At 34.2% G+C, this 14,514-nt stretch carries 22 protein-coding genes; 7 read left to right on the top strand and 15 right to left on the bottom strand.

Annotation, left to right across the window (positions count from 1 at the left end):
- Nucleotides 1-113 precede the first annotated feature (113 nt).
- Nucleotides 114-338: a hypothetical protein gene (locus tag AC6EIW_RS02575; RefSeq protein ID WP_498521043.1), complete on the top strand. Its 225-nt coding sequence runs from the start codon at nucleotides 114-116 to the stop codon at nucleotides 336-338.
- Nucleotides 322-552, top strand: coding sequence for a hypothetical protein (locus AC6EIW_RS02570; RefSeq protein ID WP_498521042.1), 231 nt, complete (start codon nucleotides 322-324; stop codon nucleotides 550-552). The genes AC6EIW_RS02575 and AC6EIW_RS02570 overlap by 17 nt, the downstream gene beginning before the upstream one ends.
- 21 nt (nucleotides 553-573) lie before the next feature.
- Here AC6EIW_RS02570 and AC6EIW_RS02565 read toward each other — a convergent pair whose 3' ends face one another.
- Entirely contained in the window at nucleotides 574-2,103 is a 1,530-nt protein-coding gene (locus tag AC6EIW_RS02565) for a phytoene desaturase family protein (RefSeq protein ID WP_498521041.1), read from the bottom strand.
- Between the two features lie 97 nt (nucleotides 2,104-2,200).
- Nucleotides 2,201-2,962: a PAP/fibrillin family protein gene (locus tag AC6EIW_RS02560; RefSeq protein ID WP_498521040.1), complete on the bottom strand. Its 762-nt coding sequence runs from the start codon at nucleotides 2,960-2,962 to the stop codon at nucleotides 2,201-2,203.
- Nucleotides 2,963-3,540: 578 nt separating this feature from the next.
- On the opposite strand from AC6EIW_RS02560, the gene AC6EIW_RS02555 reads away from it, so the two are divergent.
- Nucleotides 3,541-4,158 carry a hypothetical protein gene (locus AC6EIW_RS02555; protein WP_498521039.1) on the top strand — a complete coding sequence of 206 codons (618 nt, stop codon included), beginning with the start codon at nucleotides 3,541-3,543 and terminating at the stop codon, nucleotides 4,156-4,158.
- Nucleotides 4,159-4,232: 74 nt separating this feature from the next.
- Here the strand turns inward: AC6EIW_RS02555 and AC6EIW_RS02550 are convergent, their stop codons facing one another.
- Complete coding sequence (locus AC6EIW_RS02550) at nucleotides 4,233-4,559, bottom strand: hypothetical protein (protein ID WP_498521038.1); 327 nt, start codon at nucleotides 4,557-4,559, stop codon at nucleotides 4,233-4,235.
- A 173-nt stretch (nucleotides 4,560-4,732) separates the two neighbouring features.
- On the opposite strand from AC6EIW_RS02550, the gene AC6EIW_RS02545 reads away from it, so the two are divergent.
- Complete coding sequence (locus tag AC6EIW_RS02545) at nucleotides 4,733-5,320, top strand: rhomboid family intramembrane serine protease (protein ID WP_498521037.1); 588 nt, start codon at nucleotides 4,733-4,735, stop codon at nucleotides 5,318-5,320.
- A gap of 92 nt (nucleotides 5,321-5,412) precedes the next feature.
- Here AC6EIW_RS02545 and AC6EIW_RS02540 read toward each other — a convergent pair whose 3' ends face one another.
- The 9 genes from AC6EIW_RS02540 to AC6EIW_RS02500 all read right to left on the bottom strand — a co-directional run bounded on the left by AC6EIW_RS02540 (nucleotide 5,413) and on the right by AC6EIW_RS02500 (nucleotide 9,062).
- Nucleotides 5,413-5,673 (bottom strand): hypothetical protein, encoded by a 261-nt coding sequence (locus tag AC6EIW_RS02540; RefSeq protein ID WP_269613056.1) that lies wholly within the window; start codon nucleotides 5,671-5,673, stop codon nucleotides 5,413-5,415.
- A gap of 137 nt (nucleotides 5,674-5,810) precedes the next feature.
- Complete coding sequence (locus tag AC6EIW_RS02535) at nucleotides 5,811-6,014, bottom strand: hypothetical protein (RefSeq protein ID WP_498521036.1); 204 nt, start codon at nucleotides 6,012-6,014, stop codon at nucleotides 5,811-5,813.
- A gap of 51 nt (nucleotides 6,015-6,065) precedes the next feature.
- The gene (locus tag AC6EIW_RS02530) at nucleotides 6,066-6,278 is read right to left on the bottom strand and encodes a hypothetical protein (protein ID WP_498521035.1); all 213 of its coding nucleotides are present in this window, start codon (nucleotides 6,276-6,278) and stop codon (nucleotides 6,066-6,068) included.
- Nucleotides 6,279-6,337: 59 nt separating this feature from the next.
- Complete coding sequence (locus AC6EIW_RS02525) at nucleotides 6,338-6,640, bottom strand: hypothetical protein (protein ID WP_498521034.1); 303 nt, start codon at nucleotides 6,638-6,640, stop codon at nucleotides 6,338-6,340.
- 29 nt (nucleotides 6,641-6,669) lie between these two features.
- Complete coding sequence (locus AC6EIW_RS02520; RefSeq protein ID WP_498521033.1) at nucleotides 6,670-6,861, bottom strand: DUF8681 family protein; 192 nt, start codon at nucleotides 6,859-6,861, stop codon at nucleotides 6,670-6,672.
- A 184-nt stretch (nucleotides 6,862-7,045) separates the two neighbouring features.
- The gene (locus tag AC6EIW_RS02515; protein ID WP_498521032.1) at nucleotides 7,046-7,234 is read right to left on the bottom strand and encodes a hypothetical protein; all 189 of its coding nucleotides are present in this window, start codon (nucleotides 7,232-7,234) and stop codon (nucleotides 7,046-7,048) included.
- Between the two features lie 267 nt (nucleotides 7,235-7,501).
- Nucleotides 7,502-7,702, bottom strand: coding sequence for a hypothetical protein (locus AC6EIW_RS02510; protein ID WP_158466706.1), 201 nt, complete (start codon nucleotides 7,700-7,702; stop codon nucleotides 7,502-7,504).
- A gap of 63 nt (nucleotides 7,703-7,765) precedes the next feature.
- Entirely contained in the window at nucleotides 7,766-8,683 is a 918-nt protein-coding gene (locus tag AC6EIW_RS02505) for an AEC family transporter (protein ID WP_498521031.1), read from the bottom strand.
- Between the two features lie 157 nt (nucleotides 8,684-8,840).
- Complete coding sequence (locus tag AC6EIW_RS02500) at nucleotides 8,841-9,062, bottom strand: hypothetical protein (RefSeq protein WP_498521030.1); 222 nt, start codon at nucleotides 9,060-9,062, stop codon at nucleotides 8,841-8,843.
- Nucleotides 9,063-9,166: 104 nt separating this feature from the next.
- On the opposite strand from AC6EIW_RS02500, the gene AC6EIW_RS02495 reads away from it, so the two are divergent.
- Together AC6EIW_RS02495 and AC6EIW_RS02490 are read left to right on the top strand one after the other, a co-directional pair.
- Nucleotides 9,167-9,478, top strand: a complete 312-nt coding sequence (locus AC6EIW_RS02495) for a DUF3764 family protein (RefSeq protein WP_498521029.1) — start codon at nucleotides 9,167-9,169, stop codon at nucleotides 9,476-9,478.
- 745 nt (nucleotides 9,479-10,223) lie between these two features.
- Complete coding sequence (locus tag AC6EIW_RS02490; protein ID WP_498521028.1) at nucleotides 10,224-10,421, top strand: DUF8647 family protein; 198 nt, start codon at nucleotides 10,224-10,226, stop codon at nucleotides 10,419-10,421.
- Between the two features lie 119 nt (nucleotides 10,422-10,540).
- Here the strand turns inward: AC6EIW_RS02490 and AC6EIW_RS02485 are convergent, their stop codons facing one another.
- Nucleotides 10,541-11,044 carry a hypothetical protein gene (locus tag AC6EIW_RS02485; protein WP_498521027.1) on the bottom strand — a complete coding sequence of 168 codons (504 nt, stop codon included), beginning with the start codon at nucleotides 11,042-11,044 and terminating at the stop codon, nucleotides 10,541-10,543.
- A gap of 381 nt (nucleotides 11,045-11,425) precedes the next feature.
- Between AC6EIW_RS02485 and AC6EIW_RS02480 the strand changes: the two genes are divergently transcribed.
- Nucleotides 11,426-11,599, top strand: coding sequence for a hypothetical protein (locus AC6EIW_RS02480; RefSeq protein WP_498521026.1), 174 nt, complete (start codon nucleotides 11,426-11,428; stop codon nucleotides 11,597-11,599).
- A gap of 56 nt (nucleotides 11,600-11,655) precedes the next feature.
- Here the strand turns inward: AC6EIW_RS02480 and AC6EIW_RS02475 are convergent, their stop codons facing one another.
- Together AC6EIW_RS02475 and AC6EIW_RS02470 are read right to left on the bottom strand one after the other, a co-directional pair.
- Nucleotides 11,656-12,294, bottom strand: a complete 639-nt coding sequence (locus tag AC6EIW_RS02475) for an SOS response-associated peptidase (protein ID WP_498521025.1) — start codon at nucleotides 12,292-12,294, stop codon at nucleotides 11,656-11,658.
- A 56-nt stretch (nucleotides 12,295-12,350) separates the two neighbouring features.
- Complete coding sequence (locus AC6EIW_RS02470) at nucleotides 12,351-13,211, bottom strand: PD-(D/E)XK nuclease family protein (RefSeq protein ID WP_498521024.1); 861 nt, start codon at nucleotides 13,209-13,211, stop codon at nucleotides 12,351-12,353.
- Nucleotides 13,212-14,514 lie beyond the last annotated feature (1,303 nt).

The raw sequence follows: 14,514 nt of genomic DNA, 5'->3' as shown, positions 1-14,514 counted from the left end.
TTTTTTACTTACCGATGGTTATATATTAATGATAGGGATAAGAATTATTTCTCAGAGTTAAATTGATTTTGAAATATGTATTATTTTTTAATTTCGCTGAATAAATATCCCACATGGATTCTTCCTTGGCCTTAGCAATTATTTTGACATTTGTTGGGATAATTATTTTTATATTGATATCCAAAAATGATCTTGGCGTAACTGCTTTAAAGAAAAATCCTGAATCTCATACAACCCTGATCGGTTCCGTTGCTAAGAGTATTCCTGGCTCTGATATTTTAAACTCAGACTCAGTCTCCAATACAAAGGATTCGACAGAAAATGCAATTCACAGCTAGCAAAGATGCTGATGAAGATTTGATTTGGTCTTTGATTCTAAACAATCTGGGTTCTCATCTCTCAAACGAGGTCTCACCGGCTACTTCTGCTTTCTTCAAAACGGAGGACGGCTTAGAATGTTCAGTCAGGAGAAGAAATGGAGATTTGATTGCACATTGTTATTCAGAATCAGATCGAATGGGGCAAAGACGTTGGACTATTGATCTAAAATAATTTTCAATAAAATAGGCGCTTTTATATTCTTAGCTCCTCGATGAGATTTCTTTGAAATTTTGAGCCAAGAATTGTATTGGCTGCCATAGCACCACTAGCGGCTACAGGTGGTATTCCGATTCCTGGGAATGTACTCGATCCGCACAAGAATAGATTTTTAATAGGAGTTTTATTCCCTGGGAAAAGCCCTTCTGCTGCTGAGAGGGCTGGACCATAACTTCCGTTTTTTGTATTTAAAAATCTTTGATGAGTAAGTGGTGTCCCTAGCATTTTTATTTCGATTCTTTCCTGAATATCAGGTATTAGCTTTTTTATTGGTTGCCAGAAGACCGAGCAGCGCTCCTCTTTTGTTTTTTCATATTCTTTGGTGCCTATTTTAAGATTTTCCCATTTCTCCCAGGGCTCATTAGCAGGCGTATATCCGTGAAGAATATGTTTGTTTGGAGGAGACATTGTTGGATCTAAAGCCGAAGGAATAGAGAGAACTACTACATTTCTTTCGGCAGTAATACCTTTCGACCAATCATCAACCCATATTGAATGGAGTGGAATATTTTCTAGACCTTCTGCATTAAACCCAAGATGTAGATGAAGAAATGACTTACATTTTGGAGTCATTGACCTTTCCTCTCTCCATTTTTGAGATATCTCTTTTGGTATTAAATCAATGGTGTTCCAAATATCTGCATTGCTAACAATATGATCTGCGAATATTTTCTCGCCATTTTTTAACTCAACTCCGATTGCTTGGTTCTTTTTTATAATTATCTGACTTACTTTTGAATTAAGTCTAAGATTTCCTCCAAATGAATAAATTCCATTTAATAGAGCCTTAACGATTGATTCACTTCCTCCCTTCGGATATTCCAAGTAGGCATCTGGTTTAAACCAATCATCAAAAAGTGTTGACATCGCAGCTGCATTCGTTTCGTCTTTGGATAAACCGCTTATTAGGAAACAAAGTAATTCAACCCAATTTCGTAGGAAAGGATCTTCAAGATGTTTATCAACCAAATTTCCAAAAGCACCTCCTAGGTATTTAAAGGATTTCAAGTGGGTGAGGAGAGTTTTACTCCGTTTTAACAGCTGAAAAACGGTTTCTTTGTTTTGATTTAGAGCTATTAGGGGAATTGCATTAGCTGCTGCACCAATTGGCTTAATCACTTGAAGAAAATCTTCCCATTCTTTAACGGCATCATTTCCGCTTATTGAATTGATCTGATCAAGGAATCGTCTATCTCCAACTCCAATCTTGTATTCGCCTTCTGGAATTTGAACATTCCAATCTTGATATTTGATTAATTCAACTTTTTGATTAAGAGCTTTGAGGACTTGGCCTAATGGATTTGTTGTAGGCCATGATCCTATTCCACTCCAAAGAGAGGGACCAGATTCAAATTTATAACCATTTTTCTCAAAACCATGGGCGGCTCCTCCTGGCTTTGAATGAGCCTCAAGAATTAGGACTTTTTTGCCAGCTTTTGCGAGTAATCCTGCACAACATAATCCTCCAATACCACTCCCAATAACTATTACTTCTGGATTTTTCATTTATTTTTGTACCAAGGGGATTTTTCTTCTTTAGTGTTTCTACAACAAATTATTCAGAACTGCTTGGATAAAGTCAATATTCAAAAAAGAAATTTACTTAAATTTTTGTTTGGTCTAAAAGAGTAATTGATGGCCGGATGTAAACAAATAATGCTCCGTTCATATCTCTAATGATTCTTAAATCCTCGTCTACATAGATCACTCTAATCTCACAACTTGGATTTTCTTTATTCCATGGCAAAAGGTTCCATACGGTCTTTACTGGATACCACTTTTCCATAAGAATACTATTTAAAAAAGGTATTTTTCCTAGTCCATCCACCTCTGATACTTTAGTTTTCTCTAACTCCATTGAAAGAATGTTGTGTGTCAGTTTAAGCCCCTTAGCCAGAGTTATGACTCGACCACCAAAAGTAGGTAAAAGCTTGAACCATCCAAGGATTGGGATCGTTGTGAGTCCAAATATTGTGGTATCAAAGGTGGAGATCATTTCCCCTTTATCAAAGTTTAGATATTGACCGACTCTTCCTACTGTTGATAAACCAAATGATCCAACTTGTAAAAGATGAAGCTTGAAAAATAAATCGCTTTTTGATTTATCGTTTAAAGCCTTTTCAATGGCTAAAAAAAATGGTGAGCTTCTAAATAATTCAACTGATGAGAAAATAAGCTCCCATTCACCTTCAATAGAACTCTGAGTTATTTCATCTGATAGGGGTAGTAGATCTTCAACTAGTTTATTCATCTCTACTAATTTATTTTTGTACATAGGAGCTATCATCGCGTTCATCCTTTGACCTCTATCTGTAGCTGCTGCTACTTGGTAAATAAGTGCCTTGAGATCCTTCCTGTCGTTCATTTTATTAAACTGATTAATTCGTTTTTATTCCCTTGACCTTAACTAAAAATTTTTTTAAAGACCTTGAGTATATATATGTTTAACAAGTAATATTTGAGCGTTTTTCATTGATTTGGCTTATAACATTCACATGATTACAACTAAAACCATACTACTGACGATATTTGTTCCCTTGGCGTGTTTTAAATTTTTTGGCTTCTATAAAAAAATACTCATTGTCTCAGAACCGTCTTTAAAGCAGATAAAAGCAAAATTAGAAAAAACATTTGCAATAGATAGCTAGGTGGATGGGTCTTATATATTTGTTTGTGTTTTATGCCTTTTATTGCGTACTTTTTAGAGAGAGGATAAATCTTAAAGAACTTTTTGATAGTCATTTTTATCGTAAGTGAGACTTATTGATCAATCTATTTATTTTGACTATGACTTGCTTTTTATACCGCTTCTACTTTTTTTAGAATATTTTTTTTATGTAAGTCCATCCAATTTAAATGCTATTTACATCTACATGTAAATAGATTGTTCGGCTTGGATACCCACAATGTGCTAGATGTTGTATATAGGTAATTCTTAAATCAATGTCTCAATTAAGTATCAAAGTTAGCGCTAAAGGTGAAGCCATGATCGCTACTCTACAAAAGGAAATTTTTAACCGGAGAAGAAAAAAAGTAACTGCATCACAAGTTGTCGAAACACTTGTAGAGAGCGGTGCTAAATCACAATCTGATAAGCGATATGCGGCTTCTTGGAAAAATTTAATAAAGGATATAGAGATAGCTGCGAAAGTTTCTGAGATCCACGGTAATAAGCCTGCAAATATAAGTGCAGATGAGTGGGCTCTGATTCTCTCTCACCGTACTCGTAAGACTAAGAATGCTAAGAATGTATCAGCAAAACCCTCAGCTAAAAAGACAACTGTCAAAAAAACCGTAGCAAAAAAGGCCTCTGTCAAGACAGTCTCAGCTAAAAAAGCAATCGCAAAGAAGGGTTTAACTAAAGCTTCGACAGCTAAGAGTGCTTCAAAAGCAAAAGTTAAGACTTCTAAAGTTAAAACTGCAGTTAAAAAAGTAGCTTCCGCTCAGGCTAAAAAATCAGTTTCAAGTGCTAATTCAGTTACTAAAAGAGCATCTAAGGCTGTAGCAGGCAGACCTGCGAGGCGTGCAAGAAAAGTTAGTTCTAAAACCGTAAAAGTTTAGTTAAAAAGCCAGACCCGTAAAAGCGGCGTGAAAAGTGCAATGCTTTCTCTGGCTATTTTTGTTGAATATGTTTATTAGTATCCCAAGCCTACATTGCCTTTTGTGTAGCCTTGGCAGTAGTACTTGGCATGGTAGTAGTGATTAGTAATATCAGCTTTTTCTCCTTCTAGCCCATCGATTCTTTTCTTTCCTAATTTTAATTCTCTTGCAGCCTCTTCCCCTGTAATTAAATCAGCGCTAAGGCGGCCGCAAATATCATTGACTTTGAAGTCTTTTGCTGAAGGACCTCTGACATAGCCAGCAAAAAATGCCAGAAATATCCCAAGGGTTACAAACCTTCGGTGGTTTCTCCACCATTCATAACTATTGAGATTTAGTCTCTTTTCTACATCAATTTTCATTTATATCAATAATAGATTTGCTCACATTAGGCCTCAGTCCTTTTCTTTATGGGCGATGTTCTTGATAGGTAAATATTTAAGCTTATTCACATAGTTAAAGAATTAGCTCTATTCGTTTTTCAAAAGATCATATTCACGAAGTACGATTGTATTATTGGTAAATCTACTTACGAATGCTTGAGAAGATTTCAAAAGATGATTGGCAATATTTTGTCCCCTTTTTGGCTTGCACTATTTGCTTCTTTGCAACAGATATCTTTGGAATAATTGATAAGGCTTCCATTGCTTATTGGTCTGGACGTTTGTTTTATGAGCCATACAGGATTATTACATCCCATTTTTTTCATGGTGATGTTAATCATTTATTGGCAAATATTTCTGGAATCATCGTAGCTAGATATTTTCTTAAATCTTTAAGTCTTCGAAGTGACTATTTCTTTCTAGCTTTTATTGTATTGATAATGCCTCTCCAAGCGTTCATTTGTTGGTGCCTAGATATTTTAATTTATGGAAACCCTATGTCTCTAGCCATTGGCTTTAGTGGTGTTTTATTTGGTATCGACGCGTTTATTCTAATGACTACAATTTATGGAAAGAAAAGATTTTTGTTCATTGGATGTCACCTAAAGAAAGATCCAAGACTACTTAAATCTATTTCTGTGCTTACAGGTATTGGAATTATTTGGTCATTCTTACCTGGAATTAGTTTGTTAGGTCATATGTCTGGTCTTTTGGCAGGATTTCTATTGTTTTGGATCTAAACAAACTATTGATTTGTTTGTTATTGGTTCTTGCGAAAAACGTTATCTTCTGAAAAGTAAAAAGCCTCAACTCAACTTTAATTGAGTTGCCTTCACTTCACTTGATAAACTTTTGACCTTCCATTGCACTTACGCACCGCCCATTCGATTGGAGATTTTAAACTTTCTTGTTCAACACAAATAGTCTGATAATTAGCCCATTTAGCTATTGGCCCTAGCCTTATTGCAATTAGTGCAAGGCTAAACGCACATAAAAATGCACACAACAGCAATGCAATTCCAGTAAATAGATCATTAAACTTGAACTTCATTTCTGTCAGATTGAAGTTCTTATTTTTTTTTGTCTCACTCATAGAACTAATGGGGTGTAATAAAATGCCTCAATATTTAAATTCTTATATATTGTTACCTCTTTTATGGTGGCATAGAGAATAAAAGCTGAATGAATTTTATAGATCTATTTATTGATAGTTAACAGTTGAAAATTTTCTTAGGTTTCTTCATTTGTCTTGTCCCCATTAAAAATCCTTTTCTCCCCGATCACGATGGTTAACCATCCAAGTGCTAGAAGCCCTCCAGCTTGATAGTCTCCTTTTAGAAAATCAAATAGAGAGAGGGTGCTTGCAGAAATAGCAAGAGTACGAACAGCAAAGCTTGCAAAGGTAATTTTCTTTTTTTTAATAGGTTTATTCATATGCCCATTTTGCAGGGATTAACTTCGTAAAACAAATTTTGGTTGGATGAGTTATTGAAATTTATTCTTAAGAAAACATCTTGTTAATAGAATTAAATCTATCATTTCTTCTTTGTCGTAAGAAGATTGATCCTTTCCCCTCACACCGCTTCCCTCTGTTAAACCTTGCAATTCTAGTTTCTTTCTAATCAACATTTTTCTTTCTGCACTTGAGAGATTTTTAAAACGTTTTCTCCTTTCTTCACGACTTTCACTATTGCTCATTGGATTTGTTTAATAATAATTTGTCTATTAATAATGAATTGATAATTGTTTTTACTAGTTTAATTCATTAAATAATTGTTATTTAGAAGTGCATCAATGACTTTTGCTCCTCTTGATTTATTCCCAAGAGAAAGGGGTTTGGCCTTATCTAGTATTGAAGCAAAGCAAGTGATCAAACTACTACCTTCGAAAACTTGAGCTGCCTCGCAAATGTGCTTTGTTGCTTTTTCTGTGCAACATTGAGTCCGAGAAAATTTAATAGTTTCTACTTGAGAATCAAGTTCTAATTCTAGTAATGATATTTCGTCTTTATTCATCCATTCACCAGCAGCGAAGCTTTCAAGCAAAATTTGATAGTTCATTATTTAGAGAGTTTAAGTAGTATTGAGAACTAAGATCGAAAAAGTTTTTCTAAATCTTGCTTCACTCTCTCCAATTCATTTAGTTTTTTGGGGTTTGTTTTTTGCCCCCATTTATCTACTTCTCCAGTTCGACCATTTTTAATTGTCATCCTTATCCACCAAAATTGAAGACTCAAGAAAATCAGAGCAAAAAAAATTAGTTCAAGAGTTCCTTGTTTCATCCCAAGCTATTCCAATAAATTGAACCTTTTCTCATCGTTGTAATTATTTTTCATGTATTAATTACTCATTAGGATCAACTTCAGTGATTTTTAGATTTAAGCCAACGTAAAGAAGAATACCTCCAATAAGAGGGGTCCAAAGCCCCAATTGGTTTAAATCATGTGATTGCAGAAATTCCATTTATTATTCATCTCTTCTAATGATGATTTGGTTTGTTTTATATTCAGATACTACCCTATTAGCTATTTCAACAATAAATGAATTTGGACAACGTAAAGCCTCTTGCAACTCAGCTAATTCATCAGAAATAAACTCTATACTCCTTGCAATAACTGCTTGATGTTCTTCTTTTGGTTCCCATTCTTTTGCCATTAATTTTCTTGATAATGATCTGCTATTACGTTAAGCATATTTGAAATATATTTTTTATTTGCAGTTTCTCGCGCTTTTATTTTTTCTCATGCGATATTGACTTTCATCCATGCACTTTCTATCACTTCAAGTTCTTCATTTGTAGGATGCCATCCTTCAGGCATATTAAATATGAGTCAAACCAAACATAATCCCTTTTGAGATTGCCCATCCAATACCCAGACATATAGCAACTGTAAAAAGTGTTTTTAAAAGGTCCATATCCTTTTAGTCCCTTCCAAATGCAGTTCTTAATGAACTTGAAAAATCGAATTGAACCCCATCATTAGATGAACCTAGGTTTTGAATTAGCTTTGAACTGGCAAATCTTGATTGGGTTGATGAATAAATTGATTGAGATTTTACTGTTGATGATTTTACTGCCGCTGTTTTCTTTGCTGTCGCTTTTGTTGCTGTAGCTGAGGTCATTAAAAAAATTGTATTTCTTACAACTTAGACAAGCTGTGTTAAAAGGCGATAGTTGTTAACTTTTTACAATCTTAAAATCATCAACCAAGCAGGAATTGATATGAGCGCGATGATCGTACTTAAGACAACAAGCGATGTGGCTTCCTCTTCATCTCTTGACGCTGCTTGGGATATTAGTAAGACAGATATTGCTGTTGGCGCAGCTGATTGAAGTACTAAAGCCTCTCGCATGACGTTGGGTAATCTGATCGCTGAGGAAATGATCAACATAATGACTGGCAATCCAACAAGTTTCATGATTAAAGCATTTTTTATGGATGTTATTTGGATTTTTATTCTTGAGAGATTTGCTTTCCTCAACCAACTTAGACGCATTCCAACGATTACAAGTGCTAAAACAATTACAACCCTTGAAGGTATCCAAAGTATGGTGGTTAATTGTTCATTCCATGGTGATGAATGAACAATTAATGCGCCAATCAGTCCTTTTACAGCAGGGCTTGTAAAGATTGCTTTTATGAAATTCTGCCAATATTTATTAGAACTTAAAACTTTTGAAGGATCTGTTAGCAGTATTGGACCGATACTCCAAATTAATAATGTCGCACCAAGGTCAAAACCTATGCTGTAAATCAAAGCATGATTTGGAAGCAGTGCTAGTGAAACTGGTATTCCGAAATACCCAGTATTTCCGATTGCACTACCTAATTGAAGAGATCTGTTTGGTATTAAGTTTTTTATACCATGAAGGCAATTTAATAGAGTCATTAAAATGCCAATAGCTACCAGTGCTAAAGCTGCAGATTGTATCAAAGGGAATTGAAGTCCAGACTTAAGTAATATCCCCATCAAGCTGATAGGAATTCCATAGCTCATTAAAGGACGAGATATCATTAGGGATAAATCTTTTTTAAATCGTCCTAGTAAATAGCCTATTAAAAGACATGGTATTAATTCAGCTAAAAGAAAGATTATTTCCAACTGAGTAAAGCGAATATCATTTTGTTATGTTGAGTTGTCAAGAGTAATTTTATGATTAATTCGTTATCTTAATTTGAGTTTATCTTTGCAAGTATTTTTCAGGTTATGGATATCTTGTTCTCTTCACTTATTGAGAAAGTTTTAATTCGTAGATAGCTTATTTCTCCTTGTAAATACTTTTTTCTGAACAACCTAATGTTTCTCCAAAAAGAATATCTGTGCACAAGGCATTACATAAAAGATAAACGACCCAACTGGTAACAGGGACTCCAATTAAATAACTAAATGGGTGCTTTACTTTGATGAATCCAACAATGGCAACGAGTAGAACAACAATTAAGTTGATAATTCGTTTGAGGGTTTTTCTTGGTATCTGCATCAGCTATTTCTAGCAGAAAGTTTTCTTATTTATCTAGTTTTTACAACAACTGTTAGTCAGTTTTGTTTTGCTTGGGTATCGTTTGCCCATATCAAAGATTTTAGATGTCTTCTACTGTTACCTCAGTTTTTACTTTTAAGGTTGAAAGCACTTTTGATGAGTGGGCTGCAATCTTCGACAGTAAAGATGCTACCAGAAGGCATAGAGAGTTTAATATACAGCCTTTGTACAGAGGGTGTAGTGATGATGACCCTCAAAAAATAATTGTTATACATCAGCACCCAAAGGGGAATATTGAGAAATTTATAGAAGCCAATGGAGACTGGATGGCGAGCCACAGAGTCGATCTATCTACAATGGAGAAGTCTGCTTGGACATGGACCGACAACAGTAGTGTTCAGTTTAAAGCTGCTTAATCAAACACCGGCCGTCTATTTATGGAATGGCATAGCTCAGATCAAATACTAGATTTCTGCTATTTCTAGCCATTCTGGTTTTTTAAATTAGTAAATATCTAGATTTGATTGGTAATTATTTATTAATTATTTCTCTACTAAAAAGTAATTTTTTGTTTTGAGATTTAAGTTGTTAAAAAATTGAAATTGAATCAGATAATTCTATGGGTATTGAGATTATTGTTATAAATTAAATCAGGATTGGTAAATTCCATAATATGACGAGTTGGATAAACTTAAATTTGGTGAATTTAAATAATGTTTGTAATCAATTTGTTTGAGTCCCCATAAATTTCGTTGCTCGGATGCTTTGACAATTGCTTTGTATATCTCAAAAGTAATAACTTTAATAAATTGAATAATTTCATTAAAGTTAGCTTTTTACTTAATGTGAGTAAGTAAGGGGAAATGCCAAATCTATAAAGTAAATATTATTAATTTATTTAAATTTTATAATAGTTGAATATTAGGTACTTTCTTATTTTCAAGTCTTTTAAAATATATACAATTTTTAAAAAATCAATTTAGCTTTTATTTTGTTTCGATGATCGTCATAAGAATTTAGTTCAGATATTGTTTCACATCTAATTGATCAAAAGCATTATGTAACTTCATATTCGGTTTCCTATCCCAAATTGTTCGGTAGATTTCTTTCAGGATTATATTTTTATTTTTAGAATCAGGGTAGTTAACATTTGTAAAAAAAGTGTCTTCAAGACCGATTACATCCTGCAAAAGATACGCTGTAAGCTACCGAGATTTAGCTAACAAAAGACATGAGTTAGGTTTTTATGCTATCGATGCTTTTGAAGCTAGACAGTTAGCTATTGAGTTCAATAAATTTGTTCGAGAGCATCCAAATTCTATTGAAAGAATTTCTCTTAGAAATAAAGTTATCGCTTGATGACCCAAAGTCTGTATTGCATTTGCTTATTAATTTATTTACGGAGATATTGGTTATTAAAAATTATCTTTAAATAATTTGCTAAACACAACAGCTAAGAGAATATAAAAGCACTTAGCTTATTTATCTTTTACCCACAGAGCAAGTCCCCCACCTTTTCCCCTTGCTGACAACCATTTACCGTTTGGATCGATAGCTATTAGTGCAAAAAACGGCCTCCTCTTTTGATCGGGTGCCGGTAGAGTTCTCTTTAAAATAGTTAATGAAGCTAGCTTTATTTGAATGCAATCAAAATAAAAGGGTAATAATGGTTGCTTCCTTTCTAAATTTGCGTAGCCACTGAACCTCAGAAATAGTAATCCAAATTTAATAGCGTTAGCGATAGTAAATTTCTTTTCTTCTGGATTCTGTGTATCCTTCTTCAACTCTAGACTGGCTGAAAGAACCTGTAGCAAAGTGCTTGAAATCGTGTCTTCTATATCTGAGCCCTGCTTCCAAACTGAATTAAATTTCCATAGTCCTAATAGAGAGTCAAATTCAATGCCACTCCCATCTACTCTTGCGCTTTTTTCTAATTCTTTAAGTTTGTCGAGAGAAGGAAGATCAATTTTATTTCCGTTCATTACGATTAATTTTGTTTAATTAATTTTAATCAGATATCTGATGTCTAGTGGTTTTAGGCTTTATTAATTTGTCAGCCATGAGTAGTTTCAGTTAATTATTGGTTTAATTGTACTTTTATTTATTCAGATGCTTTCTTTCAATTTCTAATTTTCATTATGTATCTTATGAGACTTTTAAATATTTAGGTCATAATTAGAAATCAATAAAAGCTTGAGTCCTTTGTTTTGGCTGATGAATTTAAACCAAGTACATCACTCTTAACAGTAGGACTGAATTTATTAATGCTTATTATTTTGCTTTTGGCTATTTAGTTCACAATATTCAAGCTATGGACGGTGCTTATTCTATTTGCTTGAATGAAGTGTTAATTAACTTCCCAAATGACTACCTTAAGAGAAAGAATTAACTCACATCTGCCGATAGTGCTTCAATTGTTAAGCACTGCATCCTTGGTAGTGATCGCTCTGTCTGCTATTTGTGGATCTCAATCATTGAAGAAACTGTCATCTGCCCATGAAATGCCTAGTTCGGCAGAAGTGCATCACGATCATTGATGTTGTGATTTTATAAACTTGTCTAAGGGCTTAAGTAAGCCCTTTTTTTCATTATTTTATAGGAAGGATAATTGGTTTGCATTAGTTTTTTTTATTGGCTCGGCTTTCCATTCTTCTGGGTCCCATTTAGTCATTAGCGGTTTTAAAGCTTTAAGGTCTTGAGCATTTTTAACTGAAGAGATCCATTCTTCTTCTAACCCATTTGGAATAATAACGGGCATACGGTTATGAAATTGTTTGACTAAATCATTTGGTTCGGTCGTTAGAACACAACAGCTCTCTAGTTCACATCCTTCTTTGGACATCCATCGATTCCAAAGTCCTCCTAACCAGAAAGTTTGAGAATCTTTTCTACCTATTCGGTGACCTTTTTCTAGAAAACCACTGGCTGGTATCAAACATCTCTTATGCCTCCAGCTTGCACGAAAAAGTTTCTTCTCTTCAACACTTTCTGATCTCGCGTTAAATGGCTTTGGCCTAGTGTTGTCAAAAGGATCTTTACTCCACTCAGATATAAACCCCCATAGCATTATGGATGTTTGCGTCTTGCCTTCATTCTTAAGAACAAGAATGGGAGAACCTGGTTTGATTAATGTTTGTGGTTCATAATTTTGACTCAATCCCCTTGGCGCATCTTTTTTTAAAAGGTCAGGTAAATTTATAAATTTAGTTAATAGCTGATATCTTCCGCACATCCCATTAACCCTTTAGACGTTTTTTGATCAGAATCATTTTAAAACTATTAGCATTCTTAAAATAATGGCAAAGTTCCTTGTGTAATTTCTTTTTTACTTGAATTTCTTGAAAATACTATTTTCGAATATTGATCTGCATAGGCGCAGTTCTTGCATGAAGGATTTGATTCTGGAATCTCTGATTGATTCATTAGTGTGACCATTTCATCTAGTCGACTCTCTATCCAATCATTGTTCCATTTGTAGGGGACAAGATATTCATCAAAACGCATGGTCTTATTAAATTCATCTTCATCTCTTTTTGCATTGCAAACTAGAAAATAAGATATTGGATGAACACTAAAACCCATACCCGAGAGTAAGTAAGCATAAAAGTCCATTTGAATTTTATAGGCTGCGTGAAAAGGATCCTCTAAATAATCTTTCTTATCAACTCGTCCGTTTTTTGCTTGTGATTTGTAATCTACAATTATAAGTTGTCTTGTAATAGTGTCTTGCCAAATATCGTCTACACCGCCAGTCAAAATTATTCCGGTATCCTTGTAACGATGAATTAGTCCCCGATGAAGTGAGTTCCTCCAGTTATCTATTTCAGGATGATCAAATGGAACAACATGAGATAGTCCATTAGATGCAAATATTCTGTGTGGAACCTGCTTTTGTCTGCAATCGTCAAATTCTTTTTTTAGTAATAGGTCAGTGGTTTCATTAAGAGTCCAACCTGGTGTCCCAGGAGGATCAAGACCTCTTACCCTATCGAGATAAAAGCACCTTTGACACGTCAAGAAATTTGAGAAACGACCTCTACTAATTTTGAAATCATCTTGTTGATTTGGCTTATATATAGAAGACTTACGACTTCGAAGGCCTGTGGTTTCAATAGGTTCCTTTTTGCTATTTCTTTTGAGATCAATCATTTTGTGTAATCAAATAGAGATTTCAACTGGATTTATTCGATATATTTAATTTCTTTAGCGCAATTGTCTTTTTCCAATCAATTAAAAGATTTAGAACCTTTTTACTTAATTGAGAAGGATTTTTCAATTAATCGTTTTTAAACCTTTATAAGCTACTTTTCCGAAGATTTAGGTAAGGACATATTTTTTAGCTCGCAAATTCATTGACATAACAAATGTTTTCCACAGCTCCTACATGCTTAATATTGACGAAATCCCTCTATTAAAGGTTTTCCAATAAAAAAGACCCTAGGTATGGTGTCCTACGGGTCTGGGTGATGGGGATACTATTTCTAACCCTATTTCCCATATAAATCAACCCCCCCCCCTACAGATGGTGTTCATATAAGCCTGAGGTGAAACATATAGTGCTTTAATGTTGCCTAATCTGATTGATTTGATTATTATTTTTGAAAAGCTGGGTGATGGGGATCCTTCAGCACTTTATTTTGCCCTCATAAGATGAGGGCTTTTTTATTGCTTATTTTGTTTTGTGGTAGACCTATCCGTTTAATTATTTTTAATTATGCTTTATATCCTTGAAATATTGAGCGTGTTTGAACATTTTGTTTGTTCGATTTTTGCTACTCCAGGCGACATTTTTTAGATGTTTTGAAATATATGACTTGACATTACCTAAAGATTTTTGCTAGTACATGTGTACTGCTATAAGTAAATGACTTTATCTGCTTCCCCGTATGCTGTCTTTAAGGCTGAAGATTGGGTATCTGACGTTGCCAAGCCTATTGGAATTGGTCAATGTCTGCGACTCGCCCCAAAGAAACTTGTGCCGATCAGATCTTCGGTCAAGAAGAAGAGTGGTAATTCCTTGAGAAAGCGATTCTCAAAAACACATGTTCAGCTTGCGTTTGCATGACATGTCAACATTTCAATTATTCCAGCGACAAGCATTGCAAAACAATTCTTTCATGTCATGTTCATCGTCGTCTTTTCCTCATGGAGACCATTTGATTTCACGTTGTCTTCTTTGAATGCGGCAACCAGTGAAAGAGATTTATTGGTATCCAGAGGTGGAATGACACTTTGAATAGATCAATTCGCTTATTAGTGTTCCCATACGACCTTTGATCAGCATATGAGGTCTATTAGTTTTATTGACTAGGATTGTTTTTGTATTCGTTTTTTGCGTTCTCTCGCCAAAGATATGCCTTTATAGTCAAGATCCAATTATTTGAAGGTATCACTTTAATTGATATTAATAGATATATGAATATTTAGTAGTCGATTAACCATTGACTATTGA

The organism is Prochlorococcus sp. MIT2308, from assembly GCF_059772345.1.
This window is presented reverse-complemented; position numbering and strand designations above follow the sequence as displayed.

What these genes read in the sequence shown, in the direction of transcription:
- AC6EIW_RS02470 (WP_498521024.1), bottom strand. Translation starts at nt 13,211, where the DNA reads ATGATTGATCTCAAAAGAAATAGCAAAAAGGAACCTATTGAAACCACA.
- AC6EIW_RS02535 (WP_498521036.1), bottom strand. Translation starts at nt 6,014, where the DNA reads ATGAATAAACCTATTAAAAAAAAGAAAATTACCTTTGCAAGCTTTGCT.
- AC6EIW_RS02510 (WP_158466706.1), bottom strand. Translation starts at nt 7,702, where the DNA reads ATGACCTCAGCTACAGCAACAAAAGCGACAGCAAAGAAAACAGCGGCA.
- AC6EIW_RS02570 (WP_498521042.1), top strand. Translation starts at nt 322, where the DNA reads ATGCAATTCACAGCTAGCAAAGATGCTGATGAAGATTTGATTTGGTCT.
- AC6EIW_RS02575 (WP_498521043.1), top strand. Translation starts at nt 114, where the DNA reads ATGGATTCTTCCTTGGCCTTAGCAATTATTTTGACATTTGTTGGGATA.
- AC6EIW_RS02500 (WP_498521030.1), bottom strand. Translation starts at nt 9,062, where the DNA reads ATGCAGATACCAAGAAAAACCCTCAAACGAATTATCAACTTAATTGTT.
- AC6EIW_RS02475 (WP_498521025.1), bottom strand. Translation starts at nt 12,294, where the DNA reads ATGTGCGGAAGATATCAGCTATTAACTAAATTTATAAATTTACCTGAC.
- AC6EIW_RS02480 (WP_498521026.1), top strand. Translation starts at nt 11,426, where the DNA reads ATGACTACCTTAAGAGAAAGAATTAACTCACATCTGCCGATAGTGCTT.
- AC6EIW_RS02515 (WP_498521032.1), bottom strand. Translation starts at nt 7,234, where the DNA reads ATGGCAAAAGAATGGGAACCAAAAGAAGAACATCAAGCAGTTATTGCA.
- AC6EIW_RS02565 (WP_498521041.1), bottom strand. Translation starts at nt 2,103, where the DNA reads ATGAAAAATCCAGAAGTAATAGTTATTGGGAGTGGTATTGGAGGATTA.
- AC6EIW_RS02530 (WP_498521035.1), bottom strand. Translation starts at nt 6,278, where the DNA reads ATGAGCAATAGTGAAAGTCGTGAAGAAAGGAGAAAACGTTTTAAAAAT.
- AC6EIW_RS02485 (WP_498521027.1), bottom strand. Translation starts at nt 11,044, where the DNA reads ATGAACGGAAATAAAATTGATCTTCCTTCTCTCGACAAACTTAAAGAA.
- AC6EIW_RS02495 (WP_498521029.1), top strand. Translation starts at nt 9,167, where the DNA reads ATGTCTTCTACTGTTACCTCAGTTTTTACTTTTAAGGTTGAAAGCACT.
- AC6EIW_RS02525 (WP_498521034.1), bottom strand. Translation starts at nt 6,640, where the DNA reads ATGAACTATCAAATTTTGCTTGAAAGCTTCGCTGCTGGTGAATGGATG.
- AC6EIW_RS02560 (WP_498521040.1), bottom strand. Translation starts at nt 2,962, where the DNA reads ATGAACGACAGGAAGGATCTCAAGGCACTTATTTACCAAGTAGCAGCA.
- AC6EIW_RS02555 (WP_498521039.1), top strand. Translation starts at nt 3,541, where the DNA reads ATGTCTCAATTAAGTATCAAAGTTAGCGCTAAAGGTGAAGCCATGATC.
- AC6EIW_RS02545 (WP_498521037.1), top strand. Translation starts at nt 4,733, where the DNA reads ATGCTTGAGAAGATTTCAAAAGATGATTGGCAATATTTTGTCCCCTTT.
- AC6EIW_RS02550 (WP_498521038.1), bottom strand. Translation starts at nt 4,559, where the DNA reads ATGAAAATTGATGTAGAAAAGAGACTAAATCTCAATAGTTATGAATGG.
- AC6EIW_RS02540 (WP_269613056.1), bottom strand. Translation starts at nt 5,673, where the DNA reads ATGAGTGAGACAAAAAAAAATAAGAACTTCAATCTGACAGAAATGAAG.
- AC6EIW_RS02520 (WP_498521033.1), bottom strand. Translation starts at nt 6,861, where the DNA reads ATGAAACAAGGAACTCTTGAACTAATTTTTTTTGCTCTGATTTTCTTG.